Origin of the sequence: Peribacillus sp. YIM B13481 (assembly GCF_042787985.1) — a bacterium.
Taxonomy (GTDB): domain Bacteria; phylum Bacillota; class Bacilli; order Bacillales; family DSM-1321; genus Peribacillus; species Peribacillus simplex_A.
The window spans coordinates 39,309-57,731 of record NZ_JBHZPE010000031.1; the positions used below are offsets into that span (position 1 = coordinate 39,309).

17 protein-coding genes are annotated in these 18,423 nt (G+C 36.6%); 16 read left to right on the forward strand and 1 reads right to left on the reverse strand.

Going from position 1 to position 18,423, the window contains the following annotated elements; genetic code table 11:
- Positions 1–273: 273 nt before the first annotated feature.
- The 5 genes from ACFX4X_RS16980 (at position 274) to ACFX4X_RS16995 (ending at position 4,079) form a co-directional block, all read left to right on the forward strand.
- A complete protein-coding gene (locus ACFX4X_RS16980; RefSeq protein ID WP_061465147.1) occupies positions 274–1,308 on the forward strand; it encodes a PTS sugar transporter subunit IIC in 1,035 nt (344 codons plus the stop codon).
- 47 nt (positions 1,309–1,355) lie between these two features.
- Entirely contained in the window at positions 1,356–2,018 is a 663-nt protein-coding gene (gene sdaAB / locus ACFX4X_RS16985) for an L-serine ammonia-lyase, iron-sulfur-dependent subunit beta (RefSeq protein WP_061465145.1), read from the forward strand.
- Positions 2,019–2,058: 40 nt separating this feature from the next.
- A complete protein-coding gene (gene sdaAA / locus ACFX4X_RS16990) occupies positions 2,059–2,934 on the forward strand; it encodes an L-serine ammonia-lyase, iron-sulfur-dependent, subunit alpha (RefSeq protein WP_089362772.1) in 876 nt (291 codons plus the stop codon).
- 291 nt (positions 2,935–3,225) lie between these two features.
- Positions 3,226–3,372, forward strand: coding sequence for a YuzK family famiily protein (locus ACFX4X_RS25540; protein WP_475726846.1), 147 nt, complete (start codon positions 3,226–3,228; stop codon positions 3,370–3,372).
- 164 nt (positions 3,373–3,536) lie between these two features.
- A complete protein-coding gene (locus ACFX4X_RS16995; RefSeq protein ID WP_377384909.1) occupies positions 3,537–4,079 on the forward strand; it encodes a DinB family protein in 543 nt (180 codons plus the stop codon).
- Between the two features lie 237 nt (positions 4,080–4,316).
- On the opposite strand, the gene brnQ is transcribed toward ACFX4X_RS16995, so the two are convergent.
- The gene (brnQ, locus tag ACFX4X_RS17000) at positions 4,317–5,651 is read right to left on the reverse strand and encodes a branched-chain amino acid transport system II carrier protein (RefSeq protein WP_377384911.1); all 1,335 of its coding nucleotides are present in this window, start codon (positions 5,649–5,651) and stop codon (positions 4,317–4,319) included.
- A gap of 237 nt (positions 5,652–5,888) precedes the next feature.
- Here brnQ and ACFX4X_RS17005 point away from each other — a divergent pair, with 237 nt between their 5' ends.
- The 11 genes from ACFX4X_RS17005 to ACFX4X_RS17055 all read left to right on the forward strand — a co-directional run bounded on the left by ACFX4X_RS17005 (position 5,889) and on the right by ACFX4X_RS17055 (position 18,239).
- Entirely contained in the window at positions 5,889–6,458 is a 570-nt protein-coding gene (locus ACFX4X_RS17005) for a hypothetical protein (protein ID WP_377384913.1), read from the forward strand.
- Between the two features lie 152 nt (positions 6,459–6,610).
- The gene (locus ACFX4X_RS17010; protein WP_377384915.1) at positions 6,611–6,736 is read left to right on the forward strand and encodes a hypothetical protein; all 126 of its coding nucleotides are present in this window, start codon (positions 6,611–6,613) and stop codon (positions 6,734–6,736) included.
- A 754-nt stretch (positions 6,737–7,490) separates the two neighbouring features.
- Positions 7,491–8,198 carry a DNA alkylation repair protein gene (locus tag ACFX4X_RS17015; protein WP_289319548.1) on the forward strand — a complete coding sequence of 236 codons (708 nt, stop codon included), beginning with the start codon at positions 7,491–7,493 and terminating at the stop codon, positions 8,196–8,198.
- A 251-nt stretch (positions 8,199–8,449) separates the two neighbouring features.
- Complete coding sequence (locus ACFX4X_RS17020) at positions 8,450–9,763, forward strand: HAD family hydrolase (protein ID WP_377384917.1); 1,314 nt, start codon at positions 8,450–8,452, stop codon at positions 9,761–9,763.
- A gap of 251 nt (positions 9,764–10,014) precedes the next feature.
- Positions 10,015–10,221 carry a DUF5316 family protein gene (locus ACFX4X_RS17025; RefSeq protein WP_377384919.1) on the forward strand — a complete coding sequence of 69 codons (207 nt, stop codon included), beginning with the start codon at positions 10,015–10,017 and terminating at the stop codon, positions 10,219–10,221.
- Between the two features lie 194 nt (positions 10,222–10,415).
- Complete coding sequence (locus ACFX4X_RS17030) at positions 10,416–12,491, forward strand: hypothetical protein (protein ID WP_377384921.1); 2,076 nt, start codon at positions 10,416–10,418, stop codon at positions 12,489–12,491.
- A 10-nt stretch (positions 12,492–12,501) separates the two neighbouring features.
- Positions 12,502–13,356 (forward strand): ABC transporter ATP-binding protein, encoded by an 855-nt coding sequence (locus tag ACFX4X_RS17035; RefSeq protein WP_377384923.1) that lies wholly within the window; start codon positions 12,502–12,504, stop codon positions 13,354–13,356.
- 2 nt (positions 13,357–13,358) lie between these two features.
- The gene (locus ACFX4X_RS17040) at positions 13,359–14,009 is read left to right on the forward strand and encodes a hypothetical protein (RefSeq protein ID WP_377384925.1); all 651 of its coding nucleotides are present in this window, start codon (positions 13,359–13,361) and stop codon (positions 14,007–14,009) included.
- A gap of 1,408 nt (positions 14,010–15,417) precedes the next feature.
- Positions 15,418–15,966: a hypothetical protein gene (locus ACFX4X_RS17045; protein WP_377384926.1), complete on the forward strand. Its 549-nt coding sequence runs from the start codon at positions 15,418–15,420 to the stop codon at positions 15,964–15,966.
- A 963-nt stretch (positions 15,967–16,929) separates the two neighbouring features.
- Complete coding sequence (locus tag ACFX4X_RS17050) at positions 16,930–17,487, forward strand: RNA polymerase sigma factor (protein WP_377384930.1); 558 nt, start codon at positions 16,930–16,932, stop codon at positions 17,485–17,487.
- Positions 17,472–18,239 (forward strand): LolA family protein, encoded by a 768-nt coding sequence (locus ACFX4X_RS17055; protein WP_377384928.1) that lies wholly within the window; start codon positions 17,472–17,474, stop codon positions 18,237–18,239. The genes ACFX4X_RS17050 and ACFX4X_RS17055 overlap by 16 nt, the downstream gene beginning before the upstream one ends.
- Positions 18,240–18,423 lie beyond the last annotated feature (184 nt).

Below are 18,423 nucleotides of genomic sequence, written 5' to 3' on the forward strand. Positions count from 1 at the left end.
AGGTATGCATACCGATATATGTTAATATGAGATATAAAATGAAAGGGTTTACATTTCCAGGTGGAATAAAGATATCTTAATATAATAGGAATTCATTTAATTCTATTCCTTATTTTTCTTAGGAAATTCTAATTGGAGACACAGCCAACTATGAAACGAAAACAAAGGACCGATGAGATTGTTCTTTAATCGGAAAATCGCAAATGAATTAGTAGTTCGCCTATAAATATTAAGTCAAAGTATACTAGCTATTCACTAAGAGGAGAGACGTTAATGGAAATCTTAAAAGGAACGGCCTTATTATTATTGGTACTTGGTTTATTTTCTTTATTCAGTTTTAAAGCCCCAAAAGGGATGAAAGCAATGGGTGCTCTTGCCAATGCAGCGGTTGCCGCTTTTCTCGTGGAAGCATTTCAGCGGTATGTCGGAGGGGATTTATTTAATATCAAATTCCTTGGAGAAGTAGGGGATGCGGCAGGTAGCATGGGAGGCGTTGCAGCGGCTTCACTTGTTGCATTAGCACTAGGGGTTTCCCCTGTATATGCTCTATTACTTGGTGTTTCATGTGCTGGTTTAGGTTTGCTGCCTGGATTTTTCGCAGGATATCTCGTTGCTTTCCTTGTGAAAGTGATCGAGAAAAAAGTCCCTGCTGGATTGGATTTAATCGTTACAATCATCATTGCAGCACCGCTCGTTCGGTTTATTGGTGAGAATTTAACGCCTTTGGTCAATGCAACGCTTTTGAATATCGGAGGAATCATTACGGAAACGGCAAACAGTAATCCAATCTTAATGGGAATCATTCTTGGAGGAGTCATCACCGTCGTCGCCACTGCACCATTAAGCTCGATGGCCTTGACAGCAATGCTTGGATTGACGGGACTTCCTATGGCAATCGGGGCCCTTGCCGTATTCGGATCATCTTTCATGAACTTTGTTTTGTTCGATCGCTTGAAATTTGGAGATAGAAGTACTACAATTGCGGTTGCGATAGAACCTTTGACACAAGCGGATGTCATATCTGCAAACCCAATTCCTGTTTATGCAACCAATTTCATTGGCGGAGCGGCTGCAGGTGTGGTCGTGGCCATGTTTGGTTTAGTGAATAATGCGACAGGGACGGCAACACCAATTGCAGGGTTGGCAGTTATGTACGGTTTCAATGACCCTATAAAGGTGACGATCACAGCTGGAATATGTGCAGTTGTGGGAGCAGCGGTTGGTTTCCTTGGCTCGATCGTGTTCAAGAATTATAAGATCAGGACCGTTTCACAAATAAGGGTGAATGAAGAGCAAAAAGCGGCATAATGAATGGCCGTTAAAAAAATCTATTGCCAGAAAAGGGGCATTGAACAATGAAATACAGATCTGCATTCGATATAATCGGTCCTGTTATGATTGGACCTTCTAGTTCACATACAGCAGGAGCTGCCAGAATCGGCAGAGTAGCACGGACATTATTTGGAAAACAACCGAAGAAAGCCATCATTTCTTTGTATGGTTCTTTTGCAAAAACCTACCGGGGACATGGTACGGATGTTGCTGTCGTAGGCGGGATTTTGGATTTCGATACGGATGATGAACGAATTCCCACTTCATTGACGATAGCGGAAGAAGCGGGTATGGAAGTTACCTTTACAATCGAGGATACGGTGATGGATCATCCTAATACAGTCAAGATCAGACTGTTCGACGAGGATAAAGAAATAGAGCTTGTTGGGATCTCCATTGGCGGGGGAACAATAGAAATAACGGAGTTGAATACGTTCAAGCTTAAATTGTCAGGTGAAAACCCAGCCATTTTAGTTGTACACAACGATGTGTTTGGAATCATATCTTCGGTTTCGACAGTATTGGCGAATCATGAAATTAACATTGGGCATATGGAAGTTTCACGAAAAGAAAAAGGTCAAATGGCCCTCATGGTGATTGAAGTCGATCAGAAGATCAAGGGCGATATCATGAAAGAAATTGAGGGATTGGAAAACGTTTCGCAAGTCATAAGGATGGTTGAATGAGAATTTTTAAAAGTGTTGGTATAGATAAGGAGGTAAAAACATGTTCCGAAATGTAGCAGAGTTGGTTGAACTTGCTGAAAGTAAAAATGTAAAAATCGCGGAAATCATGATTTTACAAGAAATGGAATTCTCCGGCTTGTCGAGAGAACAGATCATTGAAAAGATGGACAGGAATTTGACAGTGATGGAACAAGCGGTGGAAAGAGGTCTGAAAGGGGTGCAATCCGTTACAGGCCTAACGGGCGGGGATGCCGTTCTTTTGCAAAATTATATCAAGACGGGCAAGGCACTCGGAGGCAATTTATTATTGGATGCCGTCAGTAAAGCGGTTGCGACGAACGAAGTGAATGCAGCAATGGGGATGATTTGTGCCACTCCGACTGCCGGTTCTGCGGGCGTGGTTCCCGGTACGTTGTTTGCCGTGAAAGAAAAACTAAACCCGACCCGGGCAGAGATGATTGAATTTCTTTTCACCTCCGCTGCCTTCGGATTCGTGGTAGCAAACAACGCTTCCATTTCTGGAGCAGCTGGTGGGTGCCAAGCAGAAGTGGGCTCGGCAAGTGGAATGGCGGCAGCTGCGATTGTAGAACTGGCCGGCGGTACACCAAGTCAAGCCGCGGAAGCAATGGCAATTACACTGAAAAATATGCTTGGATTGGTTTGTGATCCAGTGGCAGGTTTGGTTGAAGTTCCTTGTGTGAAACGCAACGCAATGGGGGCATCTAACGCGATAACGGCAGCTGATATGGCACTTGCAGGCATTACGAGCCGCATTCCATGTGACGAAGTTATCGATGCCATGTATAAAATAGGATTGACCATGCCAGTTGCACTACGTGAAACGGCAGAAGGCGGCCTTGCTGCCACTCCGACTGGGCGTAGATTGGCAAAGGAAATTTTCGGTTCATATAAATAAACATTCAGCCCCATTAACCAATTTGTTAATGGGGTTTTTGATTTTTTTAAAAAGTTTGGAGGATTTTGTAATTAAAAAAGGAAAATGAAGGAAGGTGGAGGGATATGGCGTTTACGTACACGGTGATAAGAACAGCTGTCAGGAAATCTGAACTATCAGTGAATATGGAGCTGTAGTAACTTTGTAAGTTATCATTTTCAATGATAAGATGAGTACGAAATTTACTTTGGAAAGGATTGATTCTTCATTAATTTTCTCGAATTAACGTACACGTCGGCAATGGAAAAAGCAATGTTTCAGGCTCATGGTATCGGCTATGCACTATATGCTCAAAAACTGGAGCAACGCATAATGGTTGAACAAGAACGGGAACAGGATTATCTACAAAGCAGGCGTATATCAGAGGAGATGAGATCCAATCTTTTTTTGGGGAGTTAATATCGATTTACTTGTCACAGATAACATAAAACGAAAAAATCAGATACAAACGAAAGAGCAATCTGAAGGTTGCTCTTTTTTCATTATTAACAGGGAATTTCAATGTAAAGAAGGAAGCAAACATTTTAAATAGAATGTATTTTTAAAAGAGGAGGATGATTCTGTTGGAGAGAAGAGCGTTAATTGTATCTGCATTACCGGAATATGAAGAAGAAATTGGGCGGTGGCTATGGTGTTTAGAAGATGTTCGCCGTACGCTTATAACGGAATTAACTGGAATCAGCCAAAATTCACTCGATTCGAAAATGGATGAAAGGCAAACGATTGGCTCGATGTTATATCACATAGCATTGGTCGAGGCAGATTGGTTATACGAGGAGGTACTTGTTACGGAATGGGATTCGGAAATCCGTGCTTTGTTTCCATTGGAATGCCGTACTGATGATGGCTCCCTAACACATATTGAAGGACAAACATTAGAAGAACATTTCTACCGCCTTAATAAAGTACGTCAAGTTTTTCTTTCAAACTTCCGTTCAATGAATCTAACGGATTGGCGTAAACCGAGGGTGCTTGACCAATATGACGTCACGCCTGAGTGGGTCGTTTACCATTTGATTGAACATGAATCACATCATAGGGGGCAAATTTTTCAATTGCTGAAGAAATTACGAACGAATAAGAAGATACAAGAAATGGGATTTTAAATCCTGCTATCCAGCTATAGCCGGAGCTGCCTTTATCGCAGTTTTTTTTTTCCAATCAATATGAGATTATAGGTGTCCGTCAAATTGATAACAAAACGGTCAAATTACATATGTCGATGAGGACAATTCGACCTACAGGAAAATAATTCGACTTACAAGAAAATAAATCGGCCTACAGGAAAGTAATTCGACAGAAAAAAAAGTCCAGGAATGATTCCTGGACCGATTTTATATCATTTAATCAATTTGATGATTATGACCCGGACGTAAGATGCTGAAGGCATACCCAATTATTCCTCCGACTATTGCAGGGATGACCCACCCTAGCCCTGTATCGTACATTGGAAGGATTTTAGTGAAGAAATCATTGATGGACGAAATGTGAATCCCTGCTCCATTTAATCCATCCATTAAACTGATGATGAATGTTAAAAATAAGCTGCCTTGATAAACTTCAGGCCTTCCTTTAAATATGGAATGGAAAAATGTTAAGAAAATCAATACAATGGCCAATGGATAAATGGCTGTCATTACAGGTACGGAAATTGCAATTAACTCGGTTAGTCCAATATTGGCAATTATTGCACTAAATATGGATAAGCTTATTGCAATTGTTTTGTAAGGCAGCTTTGGAAATAATTTATGGAAGTACGTCGAGCACGATGTAATGAGTCCAACGCTCGTCGTTATACAAGCTACTGTGATCATCAATCCCAATAATAGCCCACCATATGCTCCAAAATAGTAATCCGAGACTTTTGCTAAGACATTGCCTCCATTATCCAAGTGTCCAAATTTCTCGACACTTGAAGCACCCATGTAAGAGAGAGCTGTATAAAAGGTAGCAAGGATAACGGCAGCAATTGCGGTCGCTTTTCCACAAACGATCATTATTTGTTTTTTTGTTTTAGCACCTTTTTCTTTTATGGCATTAATGATGATGATTCCAAAAACAAAAGATGCAAGAGTGTCCATTGTTAAATAGCCTTCTTTGAACCCGTTGAAAAATGGTTGAATCGTATAGCCTTTGGCAGGTGCTTGAAAATCACCAATTGGATGAACAAAAGCGACTATCACCAGGATTCCAATGAACGTTAACTTGATGGGTGTTAAAATTTTCCCCACAATTTCGACAAATTTCGCAGGATTGAGCGAAAGAAGGCACGAAATCGTAAAAAAGATGATGGTGAAAATAAGTAAAGGCAGCGGCCCGAAACCTTCCGGCAAAAATGGTTTGACACCGATCTCAAAAGATACGTTTCCTGTTCTTGGCATTGCAAATAATGGACCAATGGCTAAATAAAGAACGGTTGTGAATACAATACCAAACACGGGATGGACGCGGCTTGCTAATGATTGCAGATCATCTTTTCCCGAAAAACCCAGTGCCATTACACCAAGTAACGGTAATCCTACTCCGGTTACGAGAAAGCCTGCATTAGCTGACCAGATATTCGTTCCAGCTGACTGACCAAGCATTGGCGGGAAAATTAGATTTCCTGCCCCGAAGAATAGGGCAAATAACATTAACCCAATCACTACTATAAATGAAAATGGTACTTTATTAGACAAAATAAACCCTCCACAAAAAACCAAAATTTACTATTTTGGAAAATTATTAAATTTTCTAAAAATTATATACAAACTAATATTTAAGAACGTATCGTATTATAACTAAATAAAATTGATATTTCAATATATTTTTTGTTTTTTGTTGATTTTGTATGATAAGTAATCTGCCCTCATCTTATTTTGAACAACTAAAAGCTTCTCATACCATTAATAAAATTCATTTTGGTAATAGTTGAAATGTATAAAAATGGGGTGGCTAATATAAAAAAAATTCTTGGCTCATTGTTTTTATTTGTGCTGATTATAGGGGCAAGTGCATGTAACAAGGAAGTAGTCAAAGAAAACGGTGAGGCATCAGAGCGGAAACCTGTTAAAGAGGAAAATGTGGTCAAAGTGGAAGAGGCTGAAAAGTTATTTAAAGGCTATTATACTGCACGATATACCATCAAAGATCCAGCCAATCCGCCGACCTTTGCTGAAATTGCAGACAATGTTAAAGAATATTTATCAGAAGATGAATATAATGCCCAAATTCTTAACCGTTATTATTCAATCCCTTCATTGGTAGCCAAAGAAATTAATAAAAGCATTGTAGTGCAAGATGTGAAGCTTGAAGAACAAAGGAAAAATGAAGACGGCACAATAGATTACACATACACAACGGAATTTAAAGTTTATGACGAGAATTCATCTAAAATTTATGAGAAAGAAGGAGAGGTCACGATAACCACCATAGATCATGAATTAAAAGTCACTCGTGATTGGAGTAGAGGGATAAAGATTGATGGTTTAGACGGTGGACTTTAATTGGATTTTTTAATGAAGCGTAAGATAAAAAGGAGTGACTATATGAGTACATATTTGTTAGTTCATGGAGCATGACATGGAGAGTGTAGCTGGGAGAGGGTTGTCCCTTTGTGGCGCTTGACATCAGGTATTAACCTTGGAGTTACCCGGACATGAAAAGGATAAAACCGCATCTTCCAAAGTTACGTTGGAAGACTTTACTGACCGTCTATGAGCATTTTGGCTGTGAATCTGAACAGGTTATTTTAGTGGGTCAGAGCATGGGGGAATTGTCATAATACAGACAGCCAAATATCGTCCAATTCAATTGAACGTATATTTATGTGCCTTTCTTCCTGCAAATGGGCAAACTTTACTTCAAATACTCGAAAATGACAAAAAGATTCGCAGTAGGGTGACTAAAGAGCATTAATGGAACTGCAAGGGTAAATGTATATTGTGGAGGTTTAAAATGAAATTCTTCAGAAGTATGTCTAAAAAAGAGTCAATTAATTGGAGAAAAGGGGCAATACTTGGTTTTTACACCTATATGTTGCTATTATTTATAAATTATATTTACTTTCTAATATATGGAACTGAGCCTTTTACTTCCGTTGTAATTTTTTGGACTGGATTGTTAGTAGCTTTCGGGTACGAGTTTATCTTAAATTTAAAGTCTAAAATGAAATTAAATAAATGAACTAATAGTAATACATAACAGGATATACCCTAATTCTTTATTGAAGTATCGCCTTATTCTTAATGAACTCCCTGAAAATTAAAAAAACAAAAAATCTAGAAAAAACCACAACAATAGACCTGGTAAAACGCTTTTTATAAAAAGGATGAGCCTTGGCTGTAACAGAAGGCGTTGTTTCTTACCATCTGTTCGAGAACAAAGTGCCAACATGCATTTAGTGGATTCCTGCGTAACACTGATATGCTTAGACGGTAGTTCTGCTGACAAATGGTAGTTTGTTATAGGATAATGGTCATATATTTGATGGGTAAAATATTAGGTGAAAAACTCCAAAAAGAAGGAAGTGCTAAACGATGAATTTAGAAATGGTTATGCAGGAGCTTGAAGCCCTTGGCAAGGAACGAACTAAAAAAATATACATATCCAATGGTGCGCATGAGCCGCTTTTTGGCGTGGCTACAGGAGCTATGAAACCAATTGCAAAGAAAATAAAAATAAGTCAAAGTTTAGCTGAAGAGCTTTATTCCACGGGGAACTACGATGCAATGTACTTTGCAGGCATTATTGCAGACCCAAAAGCCATGACTGAGTCGGATTATGATCGTTGGATGGATGCTGCGTATTTTTATATGCTGTCCGATTTTGTAGTGGCTGTAACTTTATCAGAGTCAGATATTGCACAAGAAGTTGCAGATAAATGGATCGCAAGCGGTGAAGAGCTGAGAATGTCAGCGGGCTGGAGTTGCTACTGCTGGCTTTTAGGGAATCGACTAGACGTTGAATTTTCAGAAAGCAAGATTTCCAATATGCTTGACATTGTGAAAAATACGATTCACGATTCGCCAGAACGAACGAAATCCGCTATGAATAATTTTCTATACACCGTGGCGATTTCATATGTGCCACTCCATGAAAAGGCAGTCGAGACCGCAAAGGCAATAGGAATATTAGAAGTCAAACGGGACAAGAAAAAAAGCAGTATTCTAAATGCTTACGAAAGTATTCAAAAAGCAGTTGATAAAGGAAGGCTTGGTTTTAAACGCAAACATGTAAGATGTTAAAATTAGCCGTATTAATGTAGCTCTTTTGTGATTTTTGAGCAAAACAGGCGCTTAATTGAATAAGTATTACAGAAATCCTTTTTTATAAAGTTACAATTGTTAAGAAAAGAACCATGAATAAATAATTGATTATTTTGAAAATTCGTGATAATATTTATGCATAAAAGAATCAATCGGCAATGGCGCCTGTTTCAATAGCTAATAACGAGCTATTGGGCAGGCGTCTTTTGCATTTTTTAGGGAGGGATAATATGAATAAGAGAACTAAATTAAAAGCTTTATTTGGCATGATCGTTATTTGCTTGTTTTTGTATGCTTCCTTAGGAGCGGCTGCAAGCGGAAAAGCAGTTTCAACTCCGCAAAATAGGGAGGGCCATTGTATTCAAGTGCTGGATAAAGGGAAATGGGCTCCTGACACCTATAAGTCTGTTCAAAACCTAATTGATAAGCATTGTGCTGGAAGTACAGGATACGATCCAAATCGAAAACCTTATGTTGTTTTTGATTGGGATCATACGAGCATCATGAATGATACGGAGGAGGCCCTCTTTCTTTATCAAATTGATCACTTGGCATATAACATGCAACCGGAAGAGTTTTATGAAGTGATCAAAAAGAATGTGCCGAATGGACCCTTTTCACAAGAGTTTAAAAACCTTCAAGGAAATGCGGTAACTCTTAAGGAAATCTCCGAGGATCTGAAGCGCGATTACGACTTTCTTTATTCCAACTATAATGGGATGAATGGAAAAGAGAGGTTAGAAACGCTTCATTCAACTGATCAGTTTAAAGATTTTAAAGCGAAAATGTACTTTCTGTATGAAGCCATTGGGGAAACATACGGTGTTGAAATCGGATATCCATGGGTGCTTTATTTATTTGCCAACATGTCGACCGAAGAAGTACAGCAGCTTGCAGAGGCTTCAAACGATTATAATTTAGGGGCGGAAATGGCATCGGTGACGCTTATCAGTCCTGGGTCAATGTTAGGAAAAGCCGGTACTGTTCAAGTTACCTATAAAACAGGACTGCGTCTGGCCTCGGAAATCGCAAACTTAATGCATACTTTTATGGAGAATGGGATTGACGTTTTTGTTATTTCGGCTTCGATGGAAGAGGTGGTGGAGGTATTTTCGTCAAATCCAAAATACGGCTACAACGTTCCAAAGGAAAATGTCTTTGGGATGAGATTAAAAAAGAAGGAAGGAATTACTCAAGCAGAATATGAAGACAATTGGCCGATCACTGCTCGAGAAGGTAAGGTGGAAGTGATCGAACACGCCATCTCCAAAACGCGGGGCGGATACGGTCCGATATTCGTAGCGGGAGACAGCAGCACAGATTATGAAATGCTGACAATAAAGAGTTTGAAACTCGGTTTAATTATCAACCGCCTCAAAACAGGTGATATCGGCAAGCTTGCGAAAACAGCTGCAGAACGGATGGGCAAAAACAACCCGAAATATGTTCTCCAAGGAAGAAATGAGAATACAGGCTTATGGATACCGACTGAATACACGATCAAGCTTGGGTCAAATGAAGAAAAACTGTTGACGAATCCATAAAAAGATTCGTCCAATATTCCAGGATTAATTCTAACTTCTCTTTTCGCTATATTAGTTTTATTTTTACTAAAAAAACTAGTTCAATCTATTAGACGGTAAAACCGTCTTTTTTTTTATGTCACAGTATATGTTACCTCTACAATAAGTCTTATTGAACTATCGGGGCAGGATAGTTCTATAAGAAACCCAATGAATTCCATGGTATAATATGTAACTAAAGCACATGAGAGCCTAACAAGGGGGAGTTATTAATGTTTCAGTTTTTTCTTATTGTTGGGATAGTAAGTATTGTTATTTCAGGTGTTTTTATCGGAGCATGGACAGGTGGACAACAACAAAGAGCAAATTTTCATTCAGAAACAACAAAAAATCGAAGCTTTAGAACGAAAATAGCATTATTCTCAGGTCTCATAGCTGTAATCTGTTTGGGGATTTCTGGATTAATATACTTTGTATAATACTACTTTGCTCTTCAACTAATGGATCTTTACTTCAATAAGGAAGGTTGCTGAGGCAACCTTTTTCTTATGGCACTAACGGGGAAGGATAGTTATGTTGTAATTATATACACATCAACTAGGACAACACTTAGCAATAGAAAGTTCGATGATTAACGTCTCTTTATTTAACCAGTTTGAAAGGGTGAAAGACATTGAAACTAATAAATTGTTATACATTTTATCTTAGAATATTAGCCCGTACATGGGTTGTTCCTATATTATTCTTAGGTATTCTTATTTACGGATCATTTTTATTTTTCGTTTATAGCTCATTAAATGATCCTCAGTCAGTAGTATTTGCTAATCCTGTAGTTTTAGCTCTCATGGTTTGCTATTTATTCATTGGCATATATTTAGCTAAAATTGATGAAAAAGAAGAAATTCATGAAACTTTTAGCATTATAAAGAATGCAGTCTTATATAAGACACTTGCAAAATGGTTACTCATTCTTAGTTCAGTAGTGTTAATTACGGTATTGTTCTTTGTTGTTTATCTGTACTTATTTTTCACAAAAGATTTTAACAATAAAACGTATTTCTTATCGGTGTTAAAATATATTTGGTTATATTGGGGATTGTCCTCTTTCATAATGTTCTTGTTAGGAAATTTATTATCTCTTTGGATAAGAGGAAAGTTCGTTTATTTAATAGCACTTACTATCTACGTTTTCACGATGCCTTTGAATTACGTTGTGTTTAATACAGAAGGAGAGGTCCCTTCCAAATTTAGAATTGATAAAATTCTAAACTTAGGAGAACCTAACATAACCAGAGGATATAACAGTTTATACGGTTTCTCATTAGATCCTATTCATTGGGATAAGAAGCTGTTAATCATTTCATTGTTAACCGTTCTATTCTTATTAACATGGAAGAATAGAATGATAATATCTAAATCACAATTGAAATATTCTATAATACCTATGGTAGTTATCTTAGTAGGTTCCGTTGCGTATGTACTACAACCCCTTCAGGTTCTTTCCGATGATGACGATGCAACAAATCGATATTATAGAGAACATAAGATATCAGTAAATGATTCATTTGGGAATCCTATTAGTTTAAAAAAATACGATATTGAGTTAAGTACTAAAGCTAATCTCAATGTTTCAGTTAAAATACAAGCAATTAGCACAGCTACCAAAGAATTTAATCAAATTAAACTTGGCTTATTCCATGAGTTACATATTCATCAAGTAAAGATGGATGGGAAAGAGATTAAATTTAAACAAAAAAATGACTCGGTCACTTTATATTTTGAAGACAATATTTGGAAACCCAATGACAATAGAAGACTAGAATTTAACTATGAAGGATTACAATCTAATCTCTATTTTGGAAATTCTCAAGCTGTTTATCTACCAAATTATATGCCTTGGTTACCAAGCGAAAATTCCCTTCCAGCTTTTGATATTGTAACGAAATACCATTTCATACACCGAGTACCTCATCAACCTAATGACAAGAAAGAGTATCATCTTAAGGTAAAAGGTGCAAATGAATTATATACAAATTTAACAAAAACAGGAGAAGGAACTTGGGAAGGAACTTCCATCGATGGTATCTCTTTATTATCTGGGCAATTATCATCTAAGATTGATAATAATGTGACATATGTCTTCCCTAATACTTGGGAATCACAATTTGAGCATACAGATAGCATTTACAACTATTTAAACGATGTTACAAAGGTGATGAAAACTACATTAAAGGATGATCAACTCACTGTTCCTCGTACCATTTATTTTGTTCCAAATCAAAACATAAGTGATGGTTTGCCAGGAGAAGGAACATGGTGGAATAATGAATATTTAATTTGGGGATTCAATCATATAGATTATCCTTCTACTCCATTCTTTACAGTTGATCGTCTAGGAGACTTTACTCCTCAGTTAGTATTTGCGAAAACTAAAGTATCATCTTATAAAGAAGATTTTGAATTTAATATTTTATTCTCAAATGTATTTGGGAGAGCTCTAAATAATACCCTTCAACTTCCTAATGAGGGCGTAGAGTCTTCTTCTTTAGATTATCTCATTAGATATGCAATAGGAGAAAATCAAGCTAAACAAAAAGTAAAAGAACAAGTCAACGTATGGCTAAAAAACAAGGATTCATTGAATCCTGAAAGCTCAGTATATAAAGAATGGTATTCTTTAATTCAACATCCAACTTCCCAAAAATGGAATAAATTATATGACATTCTAAAAGAAGAAAATTCAAAATGAGGAGAACATTATGGAATGCATTTGCTTAAAAGAGGTCAATAAATCTTATCAAAATAAACAAATTTTAAAAAACCTAACATTTGATATCCAAGGTTCTTTCGGACTACTAGGACCAAATGGTGCCGGCAAAACTACATTGATGAGAATTTTAACAACTTTAGTGCCAGCTGATAGTGGAGAAATTAAAATGAATGACGATCTTTCGTGGAATGATCAAAATGTAGTTCGTTCTTATATCGGTTATTTACCTCAACATTTCTCTTTATATAAAAATGTAACAGTAGTGGAGTGTTTACTCCACTTAGCTGTCCTAAAGGGGATCGAAAAATCAAAAGCAAAAAAAGAGATTGATTTACTCCTTCAAGAAGTGAATCTACAAGAGCATAAGAAAAAGAAAATTAAGCAACTCTCCGGAGGAATGCTTAGACGTGTCGGAATTACTCAAGCTTTACTCGGAAACCCTCGCTTATTAATTGTTGATGAGCCTACTGTAGGACTAGACATCGAAGAACGTGTACGTTTTCGAAATTTATTAAGAAAATTAGGGAGAAATCGAACTATATTAATCTCTACTCATATAGTTGAAGATGTAGAAATGACATGTGACTATATCGGAATCTTAAAACAGGGAGAAATCATCTTTACAGGAAAAAAAGAAGACTTAAAGGCAATAGTTAAAGGGAAAATTAAGGAAGAGCTTCTAACTATGGAAGAGGCAGATTCTATTCAGAATCAAGTAATTTCTTTTAAGCAACAAGAGGATAAGTGCCTTGTACGCTACTTTATAGAAGAACAGGAGGAACAAACGGAAGTTTCCCCTACTATTGAAGATGCTTACTTGTATCTCACTAGGAGAGGGGAATAACAGTGAACTCTGCTAAAAAGTTAGATTTGCAGTTTGAAATTAAATCTATGGGTGTATCTTTTTATGCACCTTTATTTGTTATCTTATTGGGGATTATCTACGTTAACTTCTCTTCAAGTGTAGATGTGATTAGACACACGTCAAATATAATTGAATTTGTTATTTGTCCCTTTGCAGCATGGTGGTCTATGTATTTATTCTTCGATTATTATGAAGATCGAGCATCTGAGGTGCTCTTTAGCTATCCACTTTCATCGTTCTTTCACGGAATCATAAGAGTAACAAGCTTTTTTATTTTCTTTCTAATAGGGTTCTTTATACTTCTCGTTACTATTACATTAAAGCATCCAGATATTTCTATAATGGATATATCCATTATATATATACCTCAAACTATATTATATAGTTACTTAGGTTTCACTCTTATGGTGTTGTCTAGAAATATTATTTTTCCCTTACTTTTGATAGTAGGGTATATAACAATGAAGTATTGGACAATGGGAAGTAATCTATTCCCATTATATAATGTCATGTCTTTCTCCTTTGATATGAAAGTATCTTCAAAAATAACTAGCTTGTCTATACAAAATATTGTAATAGGTATCATTCTAGCTATGTTAGGACATGTTATTCTGTCTAAACGTAAAATATAAGTTCTCACCTTAAATCATAATGACACAAACTGCACGGTGAAAAGGTGGGCGGTGTGAATTTGTTAACTACTATAAATATTCCAGGATTAATTCTATCTTCTCTTTTCGCAATATTAGTTTTGTTTTTACTAAGAAAACTAGTGCAATCTATTAGACGGTGAAACCGTCTATTTTATTCACAGTATATGTTACCTCTACAATAAGTCTTATGGAACTCCCATGAAAATTAAAAAAGCTCAGAATCCAGAAAAAACCACAACAAAATAGACCCAGTAAAAACGCTTTTTAAAAAAAGGCTGAGCCTTATGAGTGATCTGATTGAGTTTGGTAAATCGTTAAACAAAAACCTCCAATTATAGCAAATTAAGTAGAGGCTAGCGCGACGACCAAAAAAGGATTAATCTCCCATGAGTGCTACCCATAAAGGGCGCGACAGTCGGTGGTACACCGTGGTTGTCGGAGTCAGACTAACGGATGGGCTCAAAGGCACCATAGTTCAACGACCTTCTTCGCCAGCCATTAAAACATTATCGACATAGAGACCAATTTTCATTCTCTGTGGTGAAGCGCTGATTTTTGCGCTTCATGTATGGCTAACGGGGCAGGTTGGATTGTGAAGGTTTGTACTTAAACTCCCATGAAAATTAAAAAAGCACAAAATCTAGAAAAAACCACAATAAAATAGACCCAGTAAAAACGCTTTTTAAAAAAAGGCTGAGCCTTATGAGTGATCTGATTGAGTTTGGTAAATCGTTAAACAAAAACCTCCAATTATAGCAAATTAAGTAGAGGCTAGCGCGACGACCAAAAAAGGATTAATCTCCCATGAGTGCTACCCATAAAGGGCGCGACAGTCGGTGGTACACCGTGGTCATCGGAGTCAGACTAACGGATGGGCTCAAAGGCACCATAGTTCAAAGACCTTCTTCGCCAGCCATTAAAACATTATCGACATAGAGACCAATTTTCATTCTCTGTGGTGAAGCGCTGATTTTTGCGCTTCATGAATGGCTAACGGGTGCGTTAGCTGAAAATCAAAGCTGTCTTTAAGGCAGCTTTTTGTTATGCAACTATCGGGGCAGGTTAGTGGAAGAAGGATAAACTATCAGACACTCCAATTATCAGAGAGGATTATGTTGTTTGGTAATGCCAATTTCATTGTAGTTAAGAGCGACATCACAAACCCACCTCACTATGAAAGTAGCAGGAAGAGGTAGCTGACCATTTGGCGTGTACTAGGTAAAGCTAAATAATTCTTTGTATTGAGTATAAGAAGACATTTAATCTAATTCTCTTATTTTCGAAACTTGTGTTTTTTTATCAGCGAATTGATCCATACAAAAAAGCTGTATCACGAATATATTAAATTTAGGAAAAAAATTTTTATTGATTGAAAGGAAGAATTTATTTGAATAACAACTTTGAAGAAAATTTCTTAGAAGAAAGTTCATCAGTAGAGAGTGGTAAAATGGTAGAGGCAATTACAACTGGTGTATTTCATGTGCCCGTTGATAACCAAGCGCCAGATAGCAATGATATGATCAACATCTATTTCAAAAATCCGAGTTCAAAACCGCTTACTGCGAATTTCCTAGTGGAATTTTCCTCTCCTGGGGTAGCTCCTGGCGTTCAAAACCCGGAAATTTCGTCTCCACCAAATGGTAACTGGACAGTAACAGTTCTCCCTCACCATACCCTCCTCATCGTAGTCACCGGTCCCGCTTCTCCCCCGGCTTTCGGAACATGGCGTTTTTCATTTTGGGGCGATATTGACCGCAACGAAAAGAAAAACAAACTTAGCGTAGAAGTAATTGCTGGAAGAATATTTGGTTCTGGGCCGGATTTGGCTTTTGACGATGCAGGGGCAACTTTCCCTCATGCGTTGTTTGTTGATGCAGACATTGAAGTAACCGGTCCATCAGTCCCAGTCCCAACAGGCGGTATCATTTCGGTCTAACAAACGAAACAGCTTGCAGAATGGAAGGCGATTGCTTGATGCACTCGTCCTTTCTTTTTCCTGCATGGGGTTATCCCAATGTAACAAAATAAATTGAAGATATAAAAGGCATTAAGCTAAAACAACTGAAGGTTTGTGAAATAATACACTTAAACAAACGTTTGCTTTAGCTGAAGATCGGAGCTGTCTTTAAGGCAGCTTTTCTTTATGGAACTATCGGGGCAGGATAGTTCAATAAGACGACTGAGAAATGAAGTATAATTTAAATAGTCAAATTAAGAAATGAGTGATAATGAAGTGGATTTTAATGAATTGATGCAAGAGAAAGGATATATCTATTTGGAAAAAATAATAGCACCCAAAGAAAATTCATTACGATTGCTTATTAATAGAAGCAAGTTCAACATCGATTTACCTATGGTCCAATTATAATTTGAATCATATATTTCATATTCTGTTATCGATGAATGTTTTTCATATTCTATAGATAATTCTGAAATATCAAAGGGAGAGCTATTTCGGAATATATACCAAGTCAAGGTATTTGGATTTTATAAAAATAGCCACGAATGAACGAGAAGATGTATGTCCCTATGAAAATTACATACATTATCAGTTTCCCTGCTTAAATCACACGATTGATGTTATTTCTTGTGAAGAACCAAAAGTAACTGTGGTAACAGGTTAAACTAACCTAGTTGAATCCTTTTCTTGTTGAACTAACGGGTGCGTTAGCTGAAGATCGGAGCTGTCTTTAAGGCAGCTTTTTGTTATGCAACTATCGGGGCAGGTTAGTGTAGGAAGGCTACTAATTTTGGTGTCTTTTGAATGTATGATCATTGGACAAATTAGACATATAAATAAGGTATCCAAATTTTTGATAAATGATTGTTTAAAAAATGAACCTTATAACTCTTCAATGGTAATAAGTAGGTGAGAGGGGGGACATTAAAGGTGAATGAAATGTCGTTAATTCATAAAGCAATACAAGGAGATGATAATTCTTTCAACTTCTTGATGAAACCATATATGAGACAAGCTCAACAAACTGCTTATTTGTTATTGTACGATTATGCTCTAGCAGAAGATGCAGTTCAGGAAGCTCTTATTCAAGCTCACTCATCAATAAAAAGGTTTGATAATAAAAGAGCATCATTTAAAACCTGGTTTAATCGTATTGTTATTAATTGTTCACTAAAATTAAAGAGAAAACAACGATTCACTATTCAATTACAGGATAAACACGAAAACAATGATAATCCCGAAAAAGAATACGAATTAAAAGAAGAGGACCAGTTTCTAATTGATATGGTCAAAACCTTAAAGGGAAAATATCAGGCTGTAATTGTGTTGCATTATTTTCAAGAACTCACTATTTCAGAAATTGCATTAACACTAAATATCCGTGAAGGCACAGTAAAGTCAAGGCTTTATAATGCTAGGAAAAAACTAAAAAAAGTTATTCTCTCAAATAACTCATTATTATGGTTAAAGGGGGATTATTTATGGAAAGAAAATTGAAAGAAACCTTACAAAGAGCTGCTAATCAGTATAAGTTCACTGAAAATGTGAATATAAAATCAGTATTAAATCAAAAGGGTAAAAAGCAATTAAAAAATGTATTTAAGTGGAATTATGCTGTTGCTTCATTGTTGATAATGACAGTTCTGAGTGTAGGAATGTGGAATATTCCTACCGTAAAGGCAGCAATAAGCCAAACAATTGAAAAAGCTATAAATTTGGTTATTTCGGATAACTTTTCTGATATACAAGATAATCTTAATAAAATGCCTCCAACCTTAGCATTTATGGGTGTTGAAATATCCTCTGATGGGAGAAAACTTACAACTTATTTATCAGGAGAAAAGGAATTTAAAAAATTCGAAAACGGAGACTACACCGTTTCAGATGGTAAATTAGTAGGGCAATATGATAAAGTGAAAAACACATTTACCATTTGGAAAAATAAACGTTCATCGCAATCATTTGAAGAGGAACTTTTTAAAGAAATGGATAAATCAAAGGTGCAAAAACTTGGATTTGATTCGTTTTTAGGTAGAACAGTTGATAAATACCTAATTGAAGGGAACACAGAACTCTGGTTTGATCAAGAAACCAAGTTTATCTTAAGAGAAATTAATGTAAATGGTGATCAGCGAGTTGAGGATTCGAAAGTAATTGATTTTAAGGTTAATGTAGAAGTTAATGCCAATTTCTTTGAAGTCAAACCACCAAAAGGTGCCAAAGTAATACAAATGAACGATTTTTATTAACTAATGTGATGTTAGTGCTGAAGAAAGCCACCAAATTGGTGGCCTTTTGTTTGTGCGATAATTTGCAAAATCATACATTCAAATTAAAATAAAAAAATACCCTTAATCAACTCCCTCAGTATGATAGCTATAGCTCTCGAATGCTCACTTATTCGCAGGATTTCATAACCCTTGAAAATATATT

Excerpts from the sequence above, each read along its gene's own strand:
- ACFX4X_RS17005 (WP_377384913.1), top strand. The coding sequence starts at position 5,889 with ATGTATAAAAATGGGGTGGCTAATATAAAAAAAATTCTTGGCTCATTG.
- ACFX4X_RS17020 (WP_377384917.1), top strand. The coding sequence starts at position 8,450 with ATGAATAAGAGAACTAAATTAAAAGCTTTATTTGGCATGATCGTTATT.
- sdaAB (WP_061465145.1), top strand. The coding sequence starts at position 1,356 with ATGAAATACAGATCTGCATTCGATATAATCGGTCCTGTTATGATTGGA.
- ACFX4X_RS17050 (WP_377384930.1), top strand. The coding sequence starts at position 16,930 with ATGTCGTTAATTCATAAAGCAATACAAGGAGATGATAATTCTTTCAAC.
- sdaAA (WP_089362772.1), top strand. The coding sequence starts at position 2,059 with ATGTTCCGAAATGTAGCAGAGTTGGTTGAACTTGCTGAAAGTAAAAAT.
- ACFX4X_RS25540 (WP_475726846.1), top strand. The coding sequence starts at position 3,226 with ATGTTTCAGGCTCATGGTATCGGCTATGCACTATATGCTCAAAAACTG.
- ACFX4X_RS17025 (WP_377384919.1), top strand. The coding sequence starts at position 10,015 with ATGTTTCAGTTTTTTCTTATTGTTGGGATAGTAAGTATTGTTATTTCA.
- ACFX4X_RS17010 (WP_377384915.1), top strand. The coding sequence starts at position 6,611 with ATGAAAAGGATAAAACCGCATCTTCCAAAGTTACGTTGGAAGACTTTA.
- ACFX4X_RS17055 (WP_377384928.1), top strand. The coding sequence starts at position 17,472 with ATGGAAAGAAAATTGAAAGAAACCTTACAAAGAGCTGCTAATCAGTAT.
- ACFX4X_RS16980 (WP_061465147.1), top strand. The coding sequence starts at position 274 with ATGGAAATCTTAAAAGGAACGGCCTTATTATTATTGGTACTTGGTTTA.
- ACFX4X_RS17035 (WP_377384923.1), top strand. The coding sequence starts at position 12,502 with ATGGAATGCATTTGCTTAAAAGAGGTCAATAAATCTTATCAAAATAAA.
- ACFX4X_RS17015 (WP_289319548.1), top strand. The coding sequence starts at position 7,491 with ATGAATTTAGAAATGGTTATGCAGGAGCTTGAAGCCCTTGGCAAGGAA.